The organism is Brevibacterium renqingii, from assembly GCF_017808105.1.
GTDB lineage: Bacteria > Actinomycetota > Actinomycetes > Actinomycetales > Brevibacteriaceae > Brevibacterium > Brevibacterium renqingii.
Map to the genome: position 1 here is coordinate 244,118 of NZ_JADBHF010000001.1, position 21,712 is coordinate 265,829.

24 protein-coding genes are annotated in these 21,712 nt (G+C 67.1%); 11 read left to right on the forward strand and 13 right to left on the reverse strand.

Annotated features, from left to right (window positions below; all coding sequences use genetic code 11):
- Positions 1–5: 5 nt before the first annotated feature.
- The 4 genes from IHE57_RS01015 (at position 6) to IHE57_RS01030 (ending at position 3,604) form a co-directional block, all read left to right on the forward strand.
- A complete protein-coding gene (locus IHE57_RS01015) occupies positions 6–716 on the forward strand; it encodes an SRPBCC family protein (RefSeq protein WP_209370175.1) in 711 nt (236 codons plus the stop codon).
- Positions 713–2,119 (forward strand): amidase, encoded by a 1,407-nt coding sequence (locus IHE57_RS01020; protein WP_209370176.1) that lies wholly within the window; start codon positions 713–715, stop codon positions 2,117–2,119. Before IHE57_RS01015 ends, IHE57_RS01020 begins: the two co-directional genes overlap by 4 nt.
- A gap of 70 nt (positions 2,120–2,189) precedes the next feature.
- On the forward strand, positions 2,190–3,416 hold the full coding sequence (locus tag IHE57_RS01025) for an MFS transporter (protein WP_209370177.1): 1,227 nt from the start codon (positions 2,190–2,192) through the stop codon (positions 3,414–3,416).
- A complete protein-coding gene (locus tag IHE57_RS01030; protein ID WP_209324350.1) occupies positions 3,413–3,604 on the forward strand; it encodes a hypothetical protein in 192 nt (63 codons plus the stop codon). The genes IHE57_RS01025 and IHE57_RS01030 overlap by 4 nt, the downstream gene beginning before the upstream one ends.
- Positions 3,605–3,639: 35 nt before the next feature.
- Here IHE57_RS01030 and IHE57_RS01035 read toward each other — a convergent pair whose 3' ends face one another.
- The 3 genes from IHE57_RS01035 to IHE57_RS01045 form a co-directional block, all read right to left on the reverse strand.
- Positions 3,640–5,106 carry an amino acid permease gene (locus IHE57_RS01035; RefSeq protein WP_209370179.1) on the reverse strand — a complete coding sequence of 489 codons (1,467 nt, stop codon included), beginning with the start codon at positions 5,104–5,106 and terminating at the stop codon, positions 3,640–3,642.
- 170 nt (positions 5,107–5,276) lie between these two features.
- On the reverse strand, positions 5,277–5,852 hold the full coding sequence (locus IHE57_RS01040; protein WP_209370181.1) for a GNAT family N-acetyltransferase: 576 nt from the start codon (positions 5,850–5,852) through the stop codon (positions 5,277–5,279).
- A gap of 92 nt (positions 5,853–5,944) precedes the next feature.
- Positions 5,945–6,121 (reverse strand): hypothetical protein, encoded by a 177-nt coding sequence (locus IHE57_RS01045; RefSeq protein ID WP_209370183.1) that lies wholly within the window; start codon positions 6,119–6,121, stop codon positions 5,945–5,947.
- Positions 6,122–6,156: 35 nt separating this feature from the next.
- Here IHE57_RS01045 and IHE57_RS01050 point away from each other — a divergent pair, with 35 nt between their 5' ends.
- The 4 genes from IHE57_RS01050 (at position 6,157) to IHE57_RS01065 (ending at position 9,960) form a co-directional block, all read left to right on the forward strand.
- The gene (locus IHE57_RS01050) at positions 6,157–7,131 is read left to right on the forward strand and encodes an ABC transporter ATP-binding protein (RefSeq protein ID WP_209370185.1); all 975 of its coding nucleotides are present in this window, start codon (positions 6,157–6,159) and stop codon (positions 7,129–7,131) included.
- Position 7,132: 1 nt separating this feature from the next.
- Positions 7,133–7,978, forward strand: coding sequence for an ABC transporter permease (locus tag IHE57_RS01055; protein WP_209370187.1), 846 nt, complete (start codon positions 7,133–7,135; stop codon positions 7,976–7,978).
- Between the two features lie 109 nt (positions 7,979–8,087).
- Positions 8,088–9,377: a sensor histidine kinase gene (locus IHE57_RS16635; protein ID WP_209370189.1), complete on the forward strand. Its 1,290-nt coding sequence runs from the start codon at positions 8,088–8,090 to the stop codon at positions 9,375–9,377.
- Complete coding sequence (locus tag IHE57_RS01065) at positions 9,355–9,960, forward strand: response regulator transcription factor (RefSeq protein WP_209324344.1); 606 nt, start codon at positions 9,355–9,357, stop codon at positions 9,958–9,960. Before IHE57_RS16635 ends, IHE57_RS01065 begins: the two co-directional genes overlap by 23 nt.
- Before the next feature lie 11 nt (positions 9,961–9,971).
- On the opposite strand, the gene IHE57_RS01070 is transcribed toward IHE57_RS01065, so the two are convergent.
- The 9 genes from IHE57_RS01070 to IHE57_RS01110 all read right to left on the reverse strand — a co-directional run bounded on the left by IHE57_RS01070 (position 9,972) and on the right by IHE57_RS01110 (position 18,993).
- Positions 9,972–11,072 (reverse strand): ABC transporter permease, encoded by a 1,101-nt coding sequence (locus IHE57_RS01070; protein ID WP_209370191.1) that lies wholly within the window; start codon positions 11,070–11,072, stop codon positions 9,972–9,974.
- Positions 11,069–11,956, reverse strand: coding sequence for an ABC transporter ATP-binding protein (locus tag IHE57_RS01075; RefSeq protein ID WP_209370193.1), 888 nt, complete (start codon positions 11,954–11,956; stop codon positions 11,069–11,071). Before IHE57_RS01075 ends, IHE57_RS01070 begins: the two co-directional genes overlap by 4 nt.
- Before the next feature lie 118 nt (positions 11,957–12,074).
- Positions 12,075–12,746 carry a response regulator gene (locus tag IHE57_RS01080; protein WP_209324341.1) on the reverse strand — a complete coding sequence of 224 codons (672 nt, stop codon included), beginning with the start codon at positions 12,744–12,746 and terminating at the stop codon, positions 12,075–12,077.
- Positions 12,743–14,137 carry a sensor histidine kinase gene (locus IHE57_RS01085; protein ID WP_209370195.1) on the reverse strand — a complete coding sequence of 465 codons (1,395 nt, stop codon included), beginning with the start codon at positions 14,135–14,137 and terminating at the stop codon, positions 12,743–12,745. The genes IHE57_RS01080 and IHE57_RS01085 overlap by 4 nt, the downstream gene beginning before the upstream one ends.
- Before the next feature lie 141 nt (positions 14,138–14,278).
- Positions 14,279–14,887 (reverse strand): class I SAM-dependent methyltransferase, encoded by a 609-nt coding sequence (locus IHE57_RS01090; protein ID WP_209370197.1) that lies wholly within the window; start codon positions 14,885–14,887, stop codon positions 14,279–14,281.
- 48 nt (positions 14,888–14,935) lie between these two features.
- Positions 14,936–15,751, reverse strand: coding sequence for an anti-sigma factor (locus IHE57_RS01095; RefSeq protein ID WP_209370199.1), 816 nt, complete (start codon positions 15,749–15,751; stop codon positions 14,936–14,938).
- Entirely contained in the window at positions 15,748–16,323 is a 576-nt protein-coding gene (locus IHE57_RS01100) for a sigma-70 family RNA polymerase sigma factor (protein ID WP_209370201.1), read from the reverse strand. The genes IHE57_RS01095 and IHE57_RS01100 overlap by 4 nt, the downstream gene beginning before the upstream one ends.
- Before the next feature lie 228 nt (positions 16,324–16,551).
- A complete protein-coding gene (locus tag IHE57_RS01105) occupies positions 16,552–17,247 on the reverse strand; it encodes a fasciclin domain-containing protein (RefSeq protein ID WP_209370203.1) in 696 nt (231 codons plus the stop codon).
- 156 nt (positions 17,248–17,403) lie between these two features.
- A complete protein-coding gene (locus IHE57_RS01110) occupies positions 17,404–18,993 on the reverse strand; it encodes a molybdopterin-dependent oxidoreductase (protein ID WP_209370205.1) in 1,590 nt (529 codons plus the stop codon).
- Between the two features lie 108 nt (positions 18,994–19,101).
- Here IHE57_RS01110 and IHE57_RS01115 point away from each other — a divergent pair, with 108 nt between their 5' ends.
- From IHE57_RS01115 to IHE57_RS01125, 3 genes are read left to right on the forward strand one after another with little or no spacing between them, the layout of a single operon-like run.
- Complete coding sequence (locus IHE57_RS01115) at positions 19,102–19,605, forward strand: OsmC family protein (RefSeq protein ID WP_209370206.1); 504 nt, start codon at positions 19,102–19,104, stop codon at positions 19,603–19,605.
- A 46-nt stretch (positions 19,606–19,651) separates the two neighbouring features.
- Positions 19,652–20,341 (forward strand): trimeric intracellular cation channel family protein, encoded by a 690-nt coding sequence (locus IHE57_RS01120; RefSeq protein ID WP_209324333.1) that lies wholly within the window; start codon positions 19,652–19,654, stop codon positions 20,339–20,341.
- Between the two features lie 19 nt (positions 20,342–20,360).
- Positions 20,361–21,209, forward strand: coding sequence for a hypothetical protein (locus IHE57_RS01125; protein WP_209370207.1), 849 nt, complete (start codon positions 20,361–20,363; stop codon positions 21,207–21,209).
- 30 nt (positions 21,210–21,239) lie between these two features.
- Here the strand turns inward: IHE57_RS01125 and IHE57_RS01130 are convergent, their stop codons facing one another.
- Positions 21,240–21,662 carry an OsmC family protein gene (locus tag IHE57_RS01130; RefSeq protein ID WP_209370208.1) on the reverse strand — a complete coding sequence of 141 codons (423 nt, stop codon included), beginning with the start codon at positions 21,660–21,662 and terminating at the stop codon, positions 21,240–21,242.
- Positions 21,663–21,712 lie beyond the last annotated feature (50 nt).

A 21,712-nucleotide genomic window follows, 5' to 3' on the forward strand; every position in this document is an offset into this window, starting at 1 on the left:
GAACCATGCTCATCTCCTCCACAGCCACGATGATCGCCGATCCGGCGACGGCCTATGCCGCATTCCACGACGAGTCGATCCTCGCCGCGACCATTCCGGGAGTCGAGAGCTTCACCCGGACCGGTGAGGGCAGCTTCGACGTCGTCCTCACCATGGGCGTCGCCGCCATCAAGGGCACATACAAGGGCACCGTCGTCTTCTCCGAGGAGGTCGAGGGCACGTCGTTCGTGCTCAGCGCCAAGGGCGCGGGCGGACCGGGAACGATCGGCGCGGACATCTCGGTGGCACTGGCTCCCGGAGCCGAGGGCGGCAGCGACATCACCTGGGAAGCCGATGCCGTGCTCGGCGGGCCGATCGGGGGAGTCGGACAGCGGATGCTCGGCGGGGTCGCCAAACGCATCGCGAAGAAGTTCTTCGCCGACATCGACGCGGCCATCCGCGACGGTGTGCCGCAGAAGGGTGCGCCCGCAGGTGCTTCGTCCGGAGCGGAGGCGGACGGGCTCTCCGGTTCCGGTGCTGCCGCTCCTGTCGCATCGGGCACCGTCGCCGCGGGCGCGCCCGCAGCTTCGTCCGCACCGGCTGATGCCGCGGTTCCCGCCGCCTGGGCGGCCCGCAGCCATCGATCCTGCGGCGACGGCTTCGTCGTCGGCGCCGCCGTCGGTGCGGGTGCAGCGCTGCTCGGCGTCTGCCTCGGTCTCCTGGCCGGTCGTCGTTGACGACGGAGTCGCCGACGTGGCTGTCCCTGGCCGAGCAGGCGGCCGCTCTCGACAGCGCTGAGATCAGCAGCGTCGAGCTCGTGACCGCGCACCTCGACCGCATTGCCGAGATCAACCCGGCGACGAACGCGATCGTCACCCTCGAACCCGAACGCGCGCTCGCCGCGGCGCGTGAGGCGGACCGGCGGCGTGCGGCCGGTGAAGAGGGCCTGCCGCCACTCTGCGGAGTGCCCATGACCCACAAGGACACGCATGACACCGCAGGTATGCGCACGACCTACGGCAGCGAGCTCTTCGCCGACCATGTGCCGCAGCGGACCAGCACCGTCGTCGCTCGGCTGCAGGCGGCAGGCGTGATCTCCACGGGCAAGTCGAACGTGCCCGAATTCGCGGCCGGAGCGCACACGGCCAACCGCGTCTTCGGGACGACGAGGAACCCCTTCGACACCACCCGGTCGGCCGCCGGATCCTCGGGAGGCGCGGCCGCGGCCATCGCCTGCGGAGTCCAGGCGGCCGGGGACGGTTCCGACACAGGCGGCTCACTGCGCCTGCCCGCCTCGTTCAACAACATCGTCGGGCTCCGGCCCTCGCACGGGTGGATTCCTCGGACCTTTCCCGAAGATCCCTGGCAGTGGCTGAGCCAGCCGGGCTTCATGGCGCGCACCGTCGACGACGTCGCCTGGCTTATGGAGCTGTGCAGCGGGACCGGCTCTGGGCCTGCCTCGCCGCATTTCGAGCCTTCGCGCGGGGAGGCGACCGATCTCAGCGGAATCACCGCAGGGTTCTCTCTCGATCTCGATGGTCTGCTCGAACTCGAGGCCGAAGTCAGGGATGTGGTCGCCGTCGCCGCCTCGGTGTTCGCCGACCTCGGCGCCCGGCTGAGTGTGTCCGTGCCGGACCTCCGTGCGGCCCGCGGTGTGTTCCGCACGGCCAGGGCCTATGAGTTCGCGGCGAACCTGCGGGAGGTGGATGCGGCCCATCCGGGGCGGCTGAAGGCCTCCCTGCAGGCCGATGTCGACGCCGGCCTCGCGCTCACGGCGCCCGATCTCTTCGACTTCGACCGGGCACGCGCGCGGCTGTGGTCGGCGATGAACGACTACTTCTCCACCCACGACGTCCTCGTCACGGTGACCTCGCAGGTCCTCCCGTTCTCCGCGGAGGACGAATTTCCCACTCGAATCAACTCTCGACCGATCGAGGACTATATGGCGTGGGTCGACTCGACGACTCTCATCTCCGCCACGGGCTGTCCCGCACTGAGCGTGCCCGCCGGCTTAAGCTCCACCGGTCTGCCGATCGGACTGCAGATCATCGGACCGGTCGGTGGTGATGCCACAGTGCTCCGCATCGCCCGCTGCTTCGAGGCCGCCACCGGATATGCCCGGCGCCGTCCCGACCTGTGAGGATCGGGAAACACAAGTCGGGAAGCCAGGCGGAGAAGAGGAAGCGAACGGTCCGAGAGGGGAGACAGAGATGAAGCGCAGCACAGCTGCTGACCATGCTGCGGTCGGCAATCGGTCGGGCACCGGCTGGACGCTGGCCGCAGCGACCTATGTGTTCGCGGTCGTCATGATCGGCACCACTCTGCCGACGCCGCTCTACCCGCGCTATCAGGTCGAGTTCGGGTTCGGCAGCACACAGACCACGCTGCTCTTCTCGATCTACGCCGGAGCCGTCATCGCCGCGCTCGTCTTCTTCGGCAGGCTCTCGGAGGCCTGGGGCCGCAAGCCGCTGCTGGCCGCAGGCGTCCTCGTCTCCCTCGCCTCGGCGGGGCTGTTCATGAGCGGTGATCATCTCGGTCTGCTCTACACCGGAAGGGTGTTATCCGGGATCGCAGCCGGCATCTTCACAGCCACCGGGACTGTCGCAGTGCTCGAGAATTCTCCGCCCGGCAGGCGCAGGCTCGCGACGTCACTGGCCACGGCGGCGAACATCGGCGGCCTCGGATTGGGCAACCTCATGTCGGGAACGGTCGCCGAGGCATTGCCGCGCCCTCTGTTCACGCCGTTCCTCATCCACGCCGTCCTCCTTCTGCTCGCAGGAGCGGCGTTGCTGGGCGTCAGGGAGAGTGCGCTCTCGCGTTCCCATTCCCTGCGCCTGCAGCTGCCCGCCATCCCGCCCGAGTCACGGGCGGTCTTCCTCCGTGCGGTGCCAGGCGCCGTCGCGAGCTTCGCGATCGCCGGACTGTATTCGGCCGTGGCTCCGAGCTTCATGCAGCAGACCCTGGGCATCGGATCCGCGGCCGTCATCGGCGCGGTCGTCTTCGCGCTCTTCGGGGCCTCGGCTGCGTGCCAGCTGCTGTTCCAGGGGCTGGCAGACCGGACTCTCGTCCTATTCGGAGGAATCATTCAGATCGCCTGCATGGCCTCCCTGTCGATCGCGCTCCTGGCGGACTCGACCCTGCTGCTCGTCGCCTCGGCGATCCTCGGTGGGGCCGGGCAGGGCTTCCTCTTCACGACGGGCATGCGCGCCATCACCGCCGTGACCGAGGTGTCGAACAGGACGGCCGTGACGACCTCGTACTTCATCCTCGCCTACCTGGCCATGTCCGCGCCGATCATCGGCGTCGGCGCGCTCGCACTCGTGACAGGGCTCGTCACCTCGACGATCACTTTCGCCGTTGTGACAGTCCTGGTCGCCGGTCTCAGTCTTCTCGGGCTCGGGAGGTGGAGCAGTCAGCCTCGCGGCGTCGACGGGTGATCCCCACCAATATGCTCGAGGTGATCGGCGACTGGCTGCCGCTGTCGCATGCGATCGATGCGCTCGGGGCGGTCTCGACCGGAGATGAGGACAATGCCTATATCTGGCTGCGGGTGCTCTTCATCGCCTGCTGGATCGTCGGCGCCATCATCGTCGGCTCGCTCACTCTGCGGCGTCGGACGCCGTGAGGCGACGGCGTGGCGGACCGTCGCGAGCCGGGTCTTCAGTTCTGCCCGGACGCCGTGATGGGTTCGGTACGATCGGTCAGATCAAAGGGTCGGCGGCCATGGCCGCGGACGAAGGCGAGGTAGCACAGCCACAGCGCAGCCACCCACAGCAGACCGACCCACAGCGCCGGGCGGGAGTCGGGGACGATGCCGACCATGACGACGACGAAGACGATGAACGCGACGGTGATCGAGGAGCCCACCGGCCACAGCGGCATCGGGAATTCGCTGGGAAGGCGCGCCTCCTGGGCGATCACCTTCTTCATCCGGATATGGGAGGCGAGGATGATCAGCCACACGAGCACCGTGGCGAAGGTCGCCAGCGCACCGAGGAGGAACAGCGCCTGGTCGGGGTAGAGGTAGTTGAGGACGACGCCGAGAAGGAGCGCGACGATCATCGTGACCACGGTCGTCACGGGCACGCCGCTGCGCGAGGTGCGGGCGAACGAACGTGGAGCCTGCCCCTGTTCAGCGAGTCCGTGGAGCATCCGGCCCGCACCGAAGATATCGGCGTTGATGGCCGACAGGGCCGCAGTGATGAGGACGACCTGGAGGACGGCGGCGGCTGCGCTGAAGCCGACGGAATCGAAGATCGCGACGAAGGGGCTGATCTCGGAGGTGATCTGGTTCCAGGGCAGGGTGCACATGATCACGCCGAGGGTGAGGACGTAGAAGAGGAGGATGCGCACCGGCACCGAGTTGATGGCGGCCGGCAGCACTTGTTTCGGATTCTGCGCCTCTCCGGCCGTGACTCCGATGATCTCGATGCCGCCGAAGGCGAACATCACGATGGTAAACGATGAGAGCAGTCCCCAGAACCCGTTGGGGAAGAAGCCGCCGTGGTCGAACAGAGCCTGTGGACCCAGCTGGTCGTGGTCGGCGATGCCGAAGCCGAAGATGATGATGGCCACGCCGGCGGCGATGAGGGCGATGATCGCGACGATCTTGATGAGGGCGAACCAGAATTCGAGCTCTCCGAAGACGATCATATTGAGGGCGGCGATGAAGAAGACGACGGCGAGCACCCAGATCCAGCGGGGGACTCCCGCGAACCAGAAGCCCATGTAGACGCCGATCGCGGTGGCGTCGAAGACGGCGACGAGGACCATTTCGAAGGCGAAGGTCCAGCCGACGAGGAATCCGGCGAAGGGGTGGATGTAGCGGGAGGCGTACTGGCCGAAGGAACCGGAGACGGGGTGGCGGACGACCAGCTCGCCGAGGGCGCGCATGACCATGAAGACGGCGGCACCGCCGATGATGTAGGCGAGCAGCACAGCCGGCCCTGCGGCTTGGATCGACTCGGAGGAGCCCATGAAGAGGCCGGTGCCGATGGCTGAGCCGAGGGCCATGAAGCGGATGTGCCGGGCGGTCAGGCCCCTTCTCAGACCGACGTTCTCTTCGTGTCCGTTCGCGGTTTCGTCGGTATGGAGCGCCTCGTTGCGGTCCTTGTCGGCTGGAGCCATCGGTGTCTGCTGTCCTCTTCTCTCGACTGCCCGAGGTCACCTTGCCTGTTTGATCGTCTGACCGGCCCCAGGGCCACATCAGACTTTCACACCGATACGGCGGCAGAGAACGGATGCCGGGAGAAAGAGTCCGAGATCTCAGAAAGTCGAGTCGGACAGATGGCCGAGAGTCAGGCCGTCTGGCGGTCGGTGGAGAGCATCCCGAAGATGAGGGTGTCCGTCCATTCGCCCTTCGACCACCAGTCCTTGCGCAGGTGCGCTTCCTCCCGCATGCCGATCCTTCGAGCCAATTTCGCCGAGGAGGTGTTCCGAGCGTCCATCTGAGCAACGACCCGGTGGAGACCGTAGTGGTCGAAGGCGACGTTGAGGACCGCGATGGCCGCCTCGGTGGCGAAACCGTGGCCGCCCGCTGCGGGATCGAGGATCCAGCCGATCTCCGCTTTCTCCTGGGAATCCGAATCGAACCACAGTGAGATATTGCCGATGACGTGTGAGCCTGCGATGTCGTCGAGTCCGTCCGCGGTCTCGATCACGAGGGCAAGGGCACGGGATTCGGTCTCGAGCCCCGTACGTCGCATCCGTTCGACGATCTTCGTCCGGGCCACCTCGGCGGTCCAAGAATCCTCGAGGAGGAACCGGGCGACGTCCTCACGGGAGAAGATCGGAAGCTGCGCCTCGGCATCGGATTCGACATACGTGCGCAGGCGCAGACGGTCGGTGGTCAGCGGGAGTTCGAGCGGTTCCATGGGCTCACTCTGCCAGGTCGACCTGTGGAGATGACGGACGATGCCGGACGCTTCGCTGGGAGCGTCCGGCACCGTCCGCGTTCTTACGGTTCTCAGGCGGGGAGGATCCCGCGGCGCTTGGCCATGCGGACCAGGGCCGATCCGCCGATGATCGCGGCCACGCCAAAGAAGATGGCGGCACCGATGACCAGCCATTCTTCGCGCCGGAGTCCTCGCCCGCGATGCGAACCGCTGACAAATGACACCACTGACTCGGTGACAAATGGCATCAGTGCAGGCGAGTGCTGTTTTCTAGTCTGTGGACATGACTTCGCAGACACCGACTCACACACCCACTTCAGCCCCTCCGAGCCAGACGACAACCGACTCCCCAGCAGCCGTCAGCCTCAATCACCTGAGCAAGAGCTTCGGCGATCTGAAAGCCGTCGACGGCCTCGACCTGGCCATCCGCCCCGGTGAAGTCGTCGCCTTCCTCGGACCCAACGGGGCCGGCAAGACGACGACCATCGACATGCTGCTGGGTCTTTCGCAGCCGGACGAGGGCTCGGTCGAGATCTTCGGCATGCCGCCTCGGCGGGCGGTCGCCCTCGGTCTCGTCAGCTCGGTGATGCAGACCGGCGGTCTGCTCGATGACCTCACCGTCCGCGAAACCGTCGACTACACCTCCGCGATCTTCGCCTCCTCCCTCGACACCGGCCTCGTCCTGCAGCGCGCCGGGATCACCGACATCGCCGACGCCGTGGTGAAGAAGTGCTCGGGCGGACAGAAACAGCGGCTGCGCTTCGCCATGGCCCTGCTGCCGGACCCGGCCCTCATCGTCCTCGACGAACCGACCACGGGAATGGACGTCACCGGCCGCCGTGACTTCTGGCACCAGATGCGCGCCGACGCCCTGACCGGCAAGACGATCCTCTTCGCCACCCATTACCTCGAAGAGGCCGACGAATTCGCCGACCGCGTCGTCCTCGTCGCAGACGGCACCGTCGTCGCCGACGGACCTGCCCACGAGATCCGTGGAATGACCGCGGCGAAGACCGTGAGCGCGACCCTGCCGCTGACCGACGACACCAGCGAGGCGGGAGTCAGCGAACTGTTCGACCGCCTCGCCGGTCTGGCCGGAGTCGAATCCATCGAAGTGGCGGCCAGACGACTGAAGATGCGCACCACCGACTCGGACGCGGCGGCCAAGACGCTCTTCGACAACGCCTGCACCGACCTCGAGATCACCTCTCACTCGCTTGAAGACGCGTTCATCAGCCTCACCTCGAAAGGAGCCTGACATGTCCGTTCAGCACTCAACCCGACCGACCGGGACCGTCAGCTCGCGCACGGCACCGGGCCCCGCCTCGGCGACGTTCCTCACCTCACTGGAGAACCGACGGGTGCCCCGCCTCGGCGGATTCTCCCTCACCCTGCTGCGGCTCGAACTGCTGCGGAAGCTGCGCAACCGGCGCACACTGATCTTCACGATGATCATGCCCGCGGTCTTCTACCTCATCTTCGGACTGACGAACAAGGACGAGATGCTCGGGAACACGAACGCCGCGCTCTACATCTCGGTGTCCCTGGCCACCTACGGGGCGATGATCGCCACCACCACCGGCGGTGCGCAGGTCGCCGTCGAACGGGCGCTCGGCTGGAGCCGCCAGCTCGCACTGACACCCCTGCACCCGGCGGCCTACATCCTCATCAAGGTGATCGTGTCCATGGCCCTCGGTGCGGTGTCCGTCATCGTCGTCTTCGTCCTCGCCGCCGTCACCGGTGTCCACGCACCATTGGGCACACTCATCGCCTCCGGCCTCCTCGTCATCCTCACCTCCGGGGTCTTCGCGGCCTTCGGCGTCATGCTCGGCTACCTGCTGCCGGCGGAGAACGCGATCCAGGTCGCCAGCATGGTCCTCGGAATCCTCTCGCTCATCGGCGGACTCTTCGTCCCCTTGGAGATCTGGCCGGACACTCTGCAGACGATCGCCCGCTTCACCCCGGCGTATGGAGTCGGCGAAATCGCCCGGGCACCGCTCGGCGGGGGTTACGATCATTGGGCGATCGTCAGCGTCATCGTGTGGCTGGGGATCTTCGTCGCAGGCTCGGCCTGGGCCCTGCGCCGGGACACCGCCCGAGTGTGAGCGCGGTGGCCGCCAGCGGAGGCCAGGTCGCGGACCGGCCCGTGGAATCGCGACCGGAGCACACGGCGAACACGATGCAGCCAGGGCACAGTGACGGAGGAAGGAACCAGTGACCGCGAACGAGACCACCGGCGAGGCGAGGACCGAGTCCTCGCCTGCCGGGCTGCGTCCGCTGAATTTCATGAGCTGGTTCTTCCCGTTCTTCTGGCTCGTCTTCCTCGCCTACCCGCTCGCGGGTTCGATCCAGCACGAGGGCACACAGTGGATTTGGGGTGTGAGCCTGACAGTCCTCTTTGCGGTCGTCTTCTACATCGGCATGATCGCCGGCGGCATCGGCCTGGGCACCTTCGCCCGCACGATGCGCAACCCGCGAGCCCGCCGGACGCGTCAGGCCCTCGTCGTCGTCAACGCCTCCATCGTCGGCATGATCGTCATCACCGCTGCGGCTGTTCCGATCGTCGGTGAGGAGGCGCTGTCCTTCCTCGCCTATATCTCCGTCCTTGCCGTCGTTGCCATCCGCAGGGTCGTCCCCGGGGTCATCATCGCGGCCTCGACCCTCCTCGTCGCCGAGGCGGCTCAACGTCTCGTGCCCGGGTGGACTCATGATTGGTCCTCCACCTTCGGAATCTCGATCTCCGGGTTCGCCATGGTCATGGCTCTCATGGCGGGGGACCGTGCCAGAGCGGCCCGTGCGGCCGAGGTGGAGAACCACAGGCTCGAACGGGAGGCCGAACGTCTGCGCGTGTCCCAGGTCGTCCATGATGTGCTCGGGCACTCGCTGACCGTCATCGCGCTCAAGGCTCAGCTGGCGGCGAAGCTCGAAGCCGCCGGCTCCCCGGACGCCGCCCGCCACATCGCCGAGATCGAAGAACTCGCCCGCAGCGCGCTCGCCGACGTCCGCACGACCGTGCAGGGCACACGGATGGTCTCCCTGGCCGAGGAACTCGTCGAAGCGACGCGGGCGCTGCGGGCCGCCGACATCTTGGTCGAAGCCCCGACCTCGGTCGAGGTCGTCGACCCACGGCTGCGGGAACTCTTCGCCTGGAGCCTGCGCGAAGGCAGCACGAACATCCTCCGGCACGCCCGTGCCCGACGGGTCATCATCGTCCTCGAGAGGAACCGATTGACCATCAGCAACGACAACGGCCGCAACGATGCCCCCGCGCACCCGGCTGCGACGCTCAACCTCGGCGAGGTGGGTGCCGGCTCCGGGCTGCAGGGATTGCGGAGTCGGGCCCTCGCACTCGGCGGGAGCCTGCGGACACAGCGGACCGATGACGGCTTCGAACTCATCGTCGAAGGAGCGGAGGTGGACGTCGGCCGTCCCTGCGGGGGCGCAGATGCCGTCGAACTCGACGCAGAGGGAGGTGAGGCCGGTGACGACGCTGCTCATCGCTGACGATCAGACCATGGTCCGTGAGGCGCTCGCCGCTCTGCTGGGAATGGAGTCCGACTTCGAGGTCGTCGCCCAGTGCACCCGCGGTGCCGAGGTCGTGCCCGCCGTCGCCGAGGCCCGCCCCGATGTCGCACTGCTCGACGTGGACATGCCCGAACCCGACGGTCTCACTGTCGCCGCGACCCTGAACGTGGAGTTTCCTGAGGTCAAGGTCATCATCGTCACGACCTATGGCCGGCCCGGCTGGGTCAAGCGAGCCTTGGATGCCGGGGTCAGCGGATTCATGGTCAAGGACGCCCCGGTCGACCACCTCGCCGACGGGATTCGACGCGTCATGGCCGGGATGTCGGTCATCGACCCCGAGCTCGTCGTCGAATCGACGATGCACGGGGCTTCGCCGCTCACGGCTCGGGAGACCGATGTGCTCCGCGCAGCCGCGGACGGGGCCAGCGTCGACGAGGTGGCCGCTCAGCTGTTCCTGTCCGCCGGGACCGTGCGGAATCGGCTGTCCTCGGCGATCGGGAAGACGAACGCTCGCAACCGTGCCGATGCCGCCCGGATCGCCGCGGAGAACGGTTGGCTGTAGGCCTCAGCCCGTCACCGCTTGAGCGCCTGGCCCCACGTCAGCTTCGGTCCCGACTTGAGGATCGAGCGCTCGAAGATGCGGGTCGCCAGGAGCAGCGCCAGCAGTGTGGTGACGATGAGGATGAGCAGGGAGACGAGCGGCTCCCACCATGCGATCGTGCCGAGGAAGACGCGCATCGGCACCGCGACCGCCGCCGAGAACGGGATGTAGGACAGCACGGCCATGACGGTCTCGTTCGATGAGAAGATGATCACGCCCATATAGGGCAGGAAGATGAGCATCATGATCGGCGTGCTCGTCGAAGCCAGGTCTTCGGTGCGCGAGACCATGGACGCGGCGGCCGCGTAGAGGGCGGCGACCATGACGAAGCCGACGACGAAGAGCGGGACGAACCAGGCGATCGGCTCGACCACCTTGCCGAGCACGAGATCGTTCCCGCTGATGGCGGCGCCGGTCAGCACCGCGACCGCGGTGAGCCCGATCTGTGCGAAGGCGAGGACAGTGCACGCGATGACCTTGCCGAACATGAGCACCCGCGCCGAGGTGGACGCGAGCAGGATCTCGACGATCCGTGACTGCTTCTCCTCCACGACCGAGGAGGCGATCGTGTTGCCGAAGGTCATGGCGGCCATGAAGAACACCAGGCCGAGGCCGAGCCCGATGAAGTATGTCAGCGTCGGATCCGGGGCGTCGGGGTCGAGGAGTTCGACCTCAGGCGTGAGGCTGAGCGAGGCGATGAGTGACTCCGGTGCCGAGCGCAGCGAGAGCACGGCGAGCCCGGTCGGCGAGTTCGGGGACTCGAGGACGGCCGCCTCGACCTCCTCGGCGGTGATCAGGGCCTTCGCCTCGTCTGCGTCGTCGACTTCGATGGGCTCGATGTCCTCGATGCCGGCCACGGCCTGCGCCGACGCCGAGGTGACCGCCACCTTGTCCGTGGAGGAGAACAGAGTGGGCAGCGTCCCGGAGACCCCGACGAGCACGCCGAGGATGACGATGGAGAGGATCGTCGAGATCATGAACGCCTTGGACTTGAGGCGGACCATGATCTCGCGTTCGATGACCAGGCCCATGGCGGTGGTGAATCCTGCCCTGTGCGTGACTGCCCGGCTCATGACTGTGTGACCTCCTGGAAGAGTCGGTTGAGCGCGACCTCGTGCGGGGCGAAGGACGAGACCGATGACACGCTCAGGGCCTGTCGCAGGACCGCTTCGGCCGCTGCGGAATCTGGGGCGGTGAAGCGGACCCAGTTGCCGTCGAGTTCGACGACGGAGACCGCGGGCACCCCGCGCACCCATCCGAGGTCGGCATCGGCCTGCAGGGTCCATTCGGGCAGGCTGCGCTGGCGGCGCAGCTCTTCTGTGGTGCCGGCGGCGACGAGGCGGCCGTCATTGATGATGACGAGGTCGTCGACGAGGCGTTCGACGAGGTCGAGCTGATGGCTGGAGAACAGCACCGGGGCGCCGGAGGCGGCGAAGGAGGTGAGCACGTCGAGGGTGCGTTCGACGGCTGCGGGGTCGAGGCCGGAGAAGGGCTCGTCGAGGACGAGGGCCTGCGGGTCGTGGATGAGGGCGGCCGCGATCTGGACTTTCTGCTGATTGCCGAGGCTGACGGATTCGAGGGTGTCGGTCGGCTCGCCCCTCAGTTCGAGCTGTTCGAGGAGCTCGAGTCCGCGCGCCTTCGCGGCCCGGCGGGTCAGCCCGTGGAAGCGGGCGAGGTAGACGAGCTGGTCGATGATCGGCATCTTCGGGTACAGGCCGCGCTCTTCGGGCATGTAGCCGATGGCGCTGCGGTGGCCCGGGGTGATCGGTTCGCCGTCGACGGTGATGCGTCCGCGGTCGACGGCCAGCACCCCGAGGAGGATCCGCATGGTCGTGGTCTTGCCCGAACCGTTCGATCCGACGAATCCGGTCATCCGACCATCGCCGATGTCGAAGCTGAGGTCGTGCAGGACCTGCTTGTCGCCGAAGCTGCGGCTGATGCTGTCCAGGGTGATCATGCCTCAACGCTATGCGGAGATCGGCCTCGGGGGATCAGCCTTGCGGGTGATATTGCGACCCCCTGTGTGGGGGAGTGGGGACAGGCGAGAAGCCGAGATGGCAGGCTTACGCGCCGGATCAGCGCCTGTCCTCGTACCGGCCGATCGTGACGACACCGTTCTCGTAGGCCCAGATCACGGCGTGGATGCGGTCGCGCAGGTCGAGCTTCGTCAGCAGGTTCGACACATGGGTCTTCACGGTCGCCTCACCGACGAAGAGCGAGCCGGCGATCTCGGCATTGCTCGCTCCGGTCGCCACCAGTCGAAGCACTTCGAGTTCCCGCTCGGTCAGCCGCTCGAGTTCCGGCGCCGAGGGGGCGGTCGGTTCCGGCGTGGATACCGAGCGTTCGATGACGCGCCGGGTCACCTCGGGAGACAGCAGGCCATCGCCTCCGGCCAGGGCGACGACGGCGGCGATGAGCTGCTCCGCCTCGGCGGTCTTGAGGAGGAACCCGCTGGCCCCTGCCGCCAGCGCCCGGAACAGGAAGTCGTCGCGGTCGAAGGTCGTGAGCATGAGGACGGCGCCGGCGGCGCCTCGGCGGACGATCTCCGCGGTCGACTCGAGCCCGTCCATGACAGGCATCTGCACATCCATGCAGATGACGTCCGGGGAGAGTTCGAGGGCGCGATCGATGGCGATCCGGCCGTTCTCGGCCTCACCGACGACGGTGATGCCGTCCTCGCTCTCGAGGATCGTGCGGAAGCCGGTGCGGACCATCGACTGGTCGTCGACGAGGAGGACTCGGATCATCTCGATGCCTTCTCTGGGTTCTCGGGTGCTGGATATTCGGTCGCTGGGTTCTCGAGCTCGACCGCCTCGGCGGTGCTGCGCGGATAGGGGATGCGGGCCCTGACCAGCCAGCCCCCGCGGGACTTCGGACCGGCTTCGAGACTGCCGCCGAGCGCGCTCATGCGCTCCCTCATACCGACGATGCCCAGCCCCAGCCCCTCTCCCGCAGGCGGCGCTTCACGGGAACTCATCGGTGCGGGACCGCCGCTGGGTCGGGCATCACTGATCTCGACCTCGAGTTCGGCGGTGCCGTAGCGCAGCCTCACATCCACCTCGGCGCCGGTTCCCGCGTGGCGCGAGCAGTTGGTCAGCGATTCCTGGATGACGCGATAGATCGACATCTCGGTGATCGGGGTCAGCTCTCGCACGGTGCCGATCGTCGTGAACTCGACCGTCTGCCCGAACCGCCGCGCCGATTCCATGAGTTCGGGCAGGTCGCCGAGGCCGGGGTTGCCGTGCGTCGTCATCGTCGCAGCTTCTGCGTCGGCCCGATCGTCCGGGCCCGGCGAGGACTGAGTATCACGCAGGGTATAGACGAGGGCCCGCAGTTCGTCCACGGTTTCGCGCGTGGACGACTCGATGACCTGCAAGGACTCCCGAGCTTTGGCGGGATTCCTCTCAAGGCTGCGACGCGCGGCGGCCGCATGGATGCCGACGCCAGCAATATGGTGGGCGACCCCGTCATGGAGTTCCCGTGCGATGCGCACACGCTCGAGGTCGAGGGCCTGCCGGGTCAGCTGCTGTTCCTGCTCACGGACCTCTGCATTGGCAGCCCGAAGCTCGGCCAACAGCAGCCGTTGAGTCCACGCACGATCTCCGAAGAGCCACGCCCCGCCGAAGAAGGCCACGTTGATGAGGAAAGAGACGCCGGTCGCGGCCGCGAACTGAAGCAGCGTCATGTCTCCGAGGTCGCCGTACTGCAGCATCGCCGCGACGATGATGTAGACGAAGATGGCCAGGCACAGCAGACATCGGGAGATGAAGGCCGTCCGCCGGCTGCGGCGGAATGCGCCGATCGCGTAGACGGAGATGAAGACGATGATCTGCGAGACTCCGGGTTCCATCACCTTGAGAATCTGCGCAGTGACATAGAGCGCGGCGGTGAACCAGGCGACGAGATTCGGGTGACGTCGTCTCCACAGCAGGGGCACGGCCACGGCCACCGAGAGCAGGCAGGTGACCCACAGCGGGGACGTGAAGTCCCAGAACCCGCTGCCGGCGTAGAGCACGGCGAAGACGATCGAACCGGCGGCCAGCCCCGCGACGAGCCAGACATCGGACCGCTTCGGGTTCCGGTCCTCGGGTGTGAGGATTCCGAACTCCGAGGCCGCCGACTCGTCTCTGCCACTCATTCCTCCAGCTTAGACATCGCGCGCGTGTGCGGGCATCCGTCTCCGTGGGGAAAGAGGCGGCGACGCTTCCGGCTCAGGAGGGAGACTCTGGGGCACTGAGCGCGCGAAGCGAGCCCACTGGATTGCGCACGCGATGCGGGCTCACCGCGGAGCGCGGGCCATCGGCTGCTTCTTGGCACTGACCACCGCGAGGTCGCGGTGGCGCCAGTGCACACGGGTTCTCATCCCCGCCTCGGCGAGCCAGGCCAGCTGATCTTCGAGGGTGCTGGGAGTATCCTCGACTCCGTCGATCGGGGTGACCACGTCCTCAGGATCGGCGGGGACGATGAGGTCGGCGAGCACGAACCTGCCGCCTGCGGGGAGGATCTCGGCGATGCGGGTGAAGAGATCGGCCTTGTCGGGCCCATCGAGGTGATGGATCGCCAGCGTGGACATGACGAGGTCGAAGGGACCGGGCGGCAGCGGATCCTCGAGCCGACTCTCACGCAGCTCGGCGCGTTCGGGATCGAGGGTCCGTGCGGCGGCTGCGAGCATCTCGGCGCTGGCGTCGATGCCGAGGATGCGGGCTTCGGGAAGTCCCTCGGCGACGTTCTTCGCCGTCAGTCCGCTGCCGATGCCGAGGTCGAGGACGGTCCGTGGCCGGTGTTCGATCGCGGCGGCGGTCAGTTCGGCCTGCAGGCGTGGGTAGTCGGGGATCTCCTCGGCCATGAGCGCCCGGTAGGAGTCGGGGTCCCATGCGAATTCGGTCATCGTGAGCTCCTTCGCCGCTGATGCGAGTGAGCCTACTCCCAGCAGCGGCTACAGGTCGATGGCGACGATCGGATCCGTGGTCGGCTGCTTCGAGCCGCCCTCGGGTTCGACCGTGATGCCGAAGACGCTGCCGGCGGAGAACTTCTCGTCGGCGATGGTCACCGCCTTGTCCGACATCAGACCGACGCTTTCAGGACCGGAATCGCCGATCACCCACATCTGCATCGACTTGCCCGAAGGGGCGGGTCCGACGTCGTTGGGGCTGAGTCGGATGAGCTGCTGGCTTTCGGAGGAGAGCACGGTGACCGATCCGCCTTCCGGCAGCTCGGCGGTGCTCGTGCGCAGATCGGTCGCCTCCATCAGTCGAGTGGACTCGTCGAGCTGCTGCTGCGTCGCCGCGAGATCGGCTTCGAGTTCGTTCTGACGCTGATTCTGCTGCCAGATCGTCGCTCCGAAACCAGCGACGACGATGAGGACGGCCGCCGCGGCGACGTAGGGCAGCCAGGATCGGCGTCCGCCCCTGCGCTCCCGACGCTCGGCCAACGACACCGGCTCGGCCGGCGGCGCAGATTCGGACGTCGATGCCGGTTCGGGCGACGACTCGGCCGGTCTTCCGGTCTGCACCTCGGCGCTGGTCTCCTGCTCATGGGTCTCGGGGATCCGCAGGATCGCCGCACGAGCTGCGGCACTGACCTCGGCCGGTTCATCAGATCCTGCTGTCTCCGCCATGACCTCGTCATAGGCAGCGACCTCGGCTCGGAAATCCGGATCGGAATCGGACAGGGCACGTGCCTCGGCGAGTTCGGCATCGCTGAGCCCGCCGAGGGCCAGGCCGGCGGCCAGATAATCACGATCGGTGCTCATCGGCTCGCCTCCAACTCGTCTCGCAGCTTCTTCATTCCGTCTCTGATCCGTGACTTGATGGTACCCAGCGGCACCTTGAGATTCTCCGAGATCTGGGCGTGGGTCAGTCCCTGGTAGAAGGCCATGACGATCGGCGTGGACTGCTCCGGGGGAAGGACCTTCAGGGCAGTCACGGTGCGGTCGGACTCGGCCCGGTCGATGACCGTCTGTTCGACCTGATCGCCTGTCTCCGCGGAGGAGCGCAGACCATCGGCGAAGTCACGATCCTGCTGGGACTGAACGCTGCGCACACAGTCGATGGCTCGCCTGCGGCACAGCGTGATCAGCCATGCTCTGCCCGTGCCGCGCTCGGGATCGAATCGCCCGCAGCGCGTCCACACCTCGGCGAAGCACTCCTGGAGGACTTCCTCGGCCAGAGACCGGCTCTTCACGATCCGCAGGATCAGAGCCAGGAGGAGACGGGACTGATCGGTGAACAGGCGCTCGAACGCTGCTCGGTCGCCGCCGGCGATGCGCATCAGGAGATCGCCGGTGGAATCCGTGGAAGCCTCCGTCGGGGCATCAGAACTCATTGCTCCATCATGCCACCCCAGCACAGGCCGCTCACTCCTGCCGGTGACGGTCGGGCGTGTGATGGACCGACGTGTGCTGATCTGCGGTGGCGCGAGCGCTGCTGTCGTGGACTGAGATGCGGGCACGGCAGAGAAGGCGAACGAGGAAGTGGCCGGGGACCGAACTCCGGTCGGAGGATCGATTCCCGGCCACTGCACTGTGAGCCTCTATCGGATGCAGTGCTCCGCTCACTTCTCCGGCATCATCACGGCATCGACCATGTACACGGTGGCATTCGCCGTCTTGACTCCACCGCAGACCAGCTCGGCGTCGTCGAACTTCATGTCCTCGCCCTTACCGGACACCTCGACCTTCGAACCCTCGACGGTCTTGTGTTCGCCGGCGATCTCATCGGGGGAGAGCTGACCGGGGATGACATGGTAGGTCAGCACCTTCGTGAGTTCGTCCGAGTCCTCGGCCAGGGCGTCGAGGTCGTCCTTCGGCACATCGGCGAAGGCGTCGTCTGTCGGGGCGATGACCGTGAACTCGTCGCTGTTGAGCGTGTCGACGAGGTCGACATCCGGGTTGAGTTCGCCCGAGACCGCTTTGGTCAGGGTCGAGAGCATCGGATTGTTCGAGGCCGCAGTGGCGACCGGATCCTCAGCCATGCCCTCGACGGAGCCGGCGCCTTTGGGGTTCTGTTCGGCATAGGAGCTGCAGCCGGAGCCGACGAGGTCGCTGTCCTCCATCGAAGCGTCGCCGGACTCCTCGGGCATCTGGGATTCATTCGAGTCCGCCGGCTGGGACTCGGAGCTGCCGGAATCCGAACCGGACTTCTCGCTTCCCGAATCCGAACCCATGCCCGAGCAGCCGCTCAGTGCCATGAGCCCGATCGCTCCGGCCGAGAGAATGGTGGCGGTCCGTGTGCGAAGCAGTGTTTTCATCGTTCTTCTCCTTGTCGACAGTGATGCGTTTCAGCGCACAGCTGTGAAGTCGTCTCCATTGCTCGCTGTGTACTTGGTATTCGCAGCGGATGCGGATGCGGATGGGTGGATCGCCGAAGAGATTTGAGAGACTCATCGTCGAGGCGGTGCCGGTCCTCATTCGACTCGGAACTGGATGTGGTGGTGACCGGTGGCGGAGTTCGGGATTGGGTCCCGGCGCTTGGCAGTCTGCACCGTCCCGTCCTTGTCCGTGGCGCGGACGGTCAGAGTGTGAGAGCCGGGCTCCACCTCGGCGAAATCGGTCCGCCACTGTCGCCACGTGTCGATGGTGACCTCCTCGGCGAGTGCGGCTTCGGTCCAGTCACCGTCGTCGAGGCGGACCTCGACGCTCTCGATCCCCGATCGCTGCGCCCAGGCCGTGCCGCCGACTCGGACGTTCCCGGCGGAGACCGTCGCCAGGGGCTTCGGCACCTCGATTCGGGAGGCGACGAGGATGGGGGCCTGCGCGTCCCAGCCGCGGTCGGTCCAATAGGCGGTCTTCTCATCGAAGCGGGTGACCTCGAGTTCGGTCACCCATTTGGTGGCCGAGACGAAGCCGTAGAGGCCGGGCACGACGAGCCGAGCGGGGAACCCGTGTTCGGGAGGCAGGGGCGCTCCATTCATCCCGACGGCCAGCAGCGCATCGCGCTCATCGGTCAGTGCCGCCAGCGGAGTCGAGGCGGTGAAGCCGTCGAAGGAATGGGACAGCACCATATCGGCATCCTCGCTCGGTCCAGCGCGGCCGAGCAGCTCGCGCACCGGGAAGCCCAACCAGGTGGCAGTGCCGACGAGGTCGCCTCCGACGGGGTTCGAGACGCAGGTGAGGGTGATGTGATGCTCCTCGAGCGGCAGGTCGAGGACGTCTTCCATCGTCAGCGTGACCTCGTTCTCGACCATTCCGTGGATGCGCAGCGACCACTCGACCGGTTCGATGGCCGGCGGAGCGAGCACCGTGTCGATGCGATAGAAGTCCTCGCGATCGGTGACGAAAGGAACCGCTCCCGCGACGTTCGCGCTCGCCGAGGCGGGTATCGCCGGTGCCTTCCTCGCCGGTTCGGGCAGGACCAGCCGCGTGACCGCGGCTCCGGCGTCCTGTGCCAAGGAGGCCACGGTCTGACCGGCGGCGACGGCGGCGGCACCGGCGGCTGCGAGGACGCCGGCGAGGCGGATGAATTGTCGCCGGTCCGCCTGTCCCGCCGCTGCCTCGCCCGTCGACGAGGCGTGTGCCTCTCGAGCCGGTCCGCCGGGACGGTGCGATCCGAGCAGCAGGCGGAAGACGATGAGGCCGAGCACGAGACCGACGAGTGCGGGGACTGCGTCGGCGGGGCGGGCCCCGGGCTGCAGCAGGATCGCCGCGACGGGGACCAGGCCCGCGGCAGTCAGCAGCAGCGTCGCCAGGCGGGTTCTCCGGGCGGAGCCGGTGCCTCCCCGGGCCAGGCTGCCGATGAGTCCCCCGAGGGCGAGTGCGGCCAGACCCGTGCAGGCGATGAGGAAAGGTTTGTCGTTGTGCCCGAGCAGGTCGATGACCGGTTCGACGACCGCCGGGGGTGCCAGCGGGATGAGAGTCTGTCCGAGTGTGAGCAGCGGTGCGGCAGGCGGCCCGAGCGCGCGGGCGAGCAGATCGGCCGCACCGAAGAGGACGAGAGCGGCGGCGATTCCGGCGGCCGCACCTCGGGCGCGGCCTTCCACGTGATGACGTCGGTTCATGACGGTGATTCGGAGCCATGGCCGGAGCGGATGGGCTGGAGCCCGCTTTCTCCGTCCGTTCATCGGATGGTCAGTGACCTCGTCGGTGAGCTGTCGTAGCATGGTGCAATGACTGAGAACCCCGGATACGCCCAACCGCAGGCTCCGAGCGGAGACTCGGACGAGCCGAAGAGCCCGAGTGCTCCCATCTACACCGCGAAGGTCGAGAACCTCGGCGGCACCTCCGGAGAGGTGCGAGTCGATGACGGTCAGACCCTGCCCACGGCACCGACGTCGAACGTCGACCAGGGCAACAACCCCGAACAGTTCCTCGCCATGGCCTGGTCGACCTGCCTCGGCGAGACCCTGAAGGTCGTGCTCGCCGTCAACGAGCTCGAGGCCCTGTCCCGTGTGCGAGTCGAGGTCGAACTGCACAAGGAGGCCTCGGGCAGCGGCTTCTACTTCGCACCGCACGCCTTCATCTCCATCGAGGGAGTCTCCGACGAGGACGCGGAGAAGTACGCCGCCCGCGCCCACGCCCGCTGCCCGATCTCGAAGCTGCTCATGGGCAAGGGCACCCCGATCGTCGATATCGAACCGTACAAGAACCCGGACGACTTCCAGCTCAGCTGAGTCCGATCCGTCGGGATTCGGGAACCGGGTGATGTGAGGAGTCGGTATGGAGGCGGATCTGCAGGAAGCCATCTTCCTCGCACTCGACCTCACCGGAACCTTCGTCTTCGCCGTATCCGGAGTGCTGTTGGCCGCCCGGCGCAGCTTCGACATCACCGGTGGGCTGGTGCTCGGGATGATGACCGGCATCGGCGGCGGAATGATCCGCGATGTCCTGCTCGACCGGGTGCCCAATGCGCTCGGCCAGCCCATCTATCTCGCCCCCGCGGTGATCGCGACCCTGCTCGTCTACATCATCGGCACCCATGTCTCCCGCGCCCGGATCTGGATCGTCGCCTTCGACGCGATGGGCCTCGCACTCTTCAGCGTCACGGGTACGACCATCGCGCTGGCGGCCGATGCGAACTATCCTGCCGCGCTGCTCATGGGTGCGCTGACGGCCTGCGGCGGCGGACTCATGCGCGATGCCGTGGCCAGCGAGGATCCGGCGATCTTCCGCGGCACCGACCTCTACCTCATCCCTGCCCTGTTCGGATCCGGTCTGACGCTCCTCGCCGAGGTGGCCGGACTGCTGAACGGCATCACCTCGCTGCTCATCGCGGCCGCCGCCTTCGCCTTCCGCATGCTCGCCTGGAGACTGCAGTGGAGGGTCCCGCAGCCGATGCGGCAGTGGTCCTACCGGGAGACCGGCCGGCGGATGAAGAAGCTGCCCTCGGTGTTCCGGAAGCCTGACTGAGACGTGCGACGATGAAGGCATGAACACGACACCGCCCGAGAATTCCGAGCAGCCGGAGACCGAACCCGTTCCGACATGGTCGCGTGACCTGCGGAGAGTGCTCGGCATCAGCCTCTTCGGAGCCCTGTTCGTGACTCTTTACGTCTGGCTCGCCTCGACCGGCCTCATGCGTGAGAAGGGCTCACTCGACACGCTCGAGGCCGATGCGGTGTGGGCGGGCATCTGCGCCGGCGTGCTGGTCTTCATGTTCCCGTTCCTGTTCTTCGAGATCAAGCGGGTCGACAACGGGTTCCGTCGTGATGGTCTCGTGCCGCTGGTCCTGCTCAGCGTGGGCGGCGGCGGGGTGATCATCACACTGGTGATGATGGTCTGGCCTCTCTTCCTCGGAGACCGGGCACTTCCCGGCACAGTCGCGGCCGAACTGGGCAGCGACCCCGCCAGCGTCCTCCTCGTGCTGTTCTTCGTCATCGCCGGCATGGCGTGGTGCCTGGCCCTGCTGCTGCCGATGATGGTCGGCGGGTACAAGGTCGCTCTGCCCCTGCTCCTGCCCTATCTGGGGACGATCTTCCTCTTCCCCATCGCGGGGGTGAAGATCTTCGAGAACCCGCCGAGCCCCGCGAGCACGGTCATCTGGGCTGGAGCCGCCCTGGCCGGACTGGCGGTGCTGACGATTCTCGCAGGTCTGCGCAACATCATCGACCGGCCGAAGCCGCAGACGACCGAGGTCGAGCGGGCCGAGGCCCATCGGCGGTACCAGCAGCTGCGACAGCGGTTCGGCCACACGAACGGCGGACCCAGGCCGGGAATCGATGAGCTGCCGCCGCGACCACCCCACCCGCCGCGACCACCCCACCCGCCACGGAGGTGACTGCGCGGGGCCGCCTTGGGGAGGTGGGACTCAGTCGCGGCGGATGTTGAAGTCGACGTTCGTGGGATGTTCGACGGTGCGTGAGACCGTGCAGTACTTGTCGTGCGAGAGCCCGACGAGCCGTTCGATGCGCGCATCGGCCTTGCGTCCGTCTTCGTCGTCGGGGAAGGCGAGGTCGAAGTCGAGGTGGACGTTGTCCAGCCGAGAAGCGCCGTCCTCATCGAGCTTGTCGGCGGCCGCCGAGACCTCGAAGCGCGTCGGTTCGGTGTGCCGACTGGTGACGGTGTCGACGTCGATCGACGAGCAGCCGGCGACGGCGGCCAGCAGCAGCTCGACGGGCGACATGAGCCCTTCGCCGCGGCCGAATTCGATGCTCGCCCCGCTCGGTGCGGTGGCCCGGTAGTGGTTCTCGGCGATCCTGGTCAGTTCGATGCTGCGGGTGTCTTCACTCATGCATCAATGATGTCAGACTCCCACGTCGGTCATGCCCCGCCTCGGCGAGG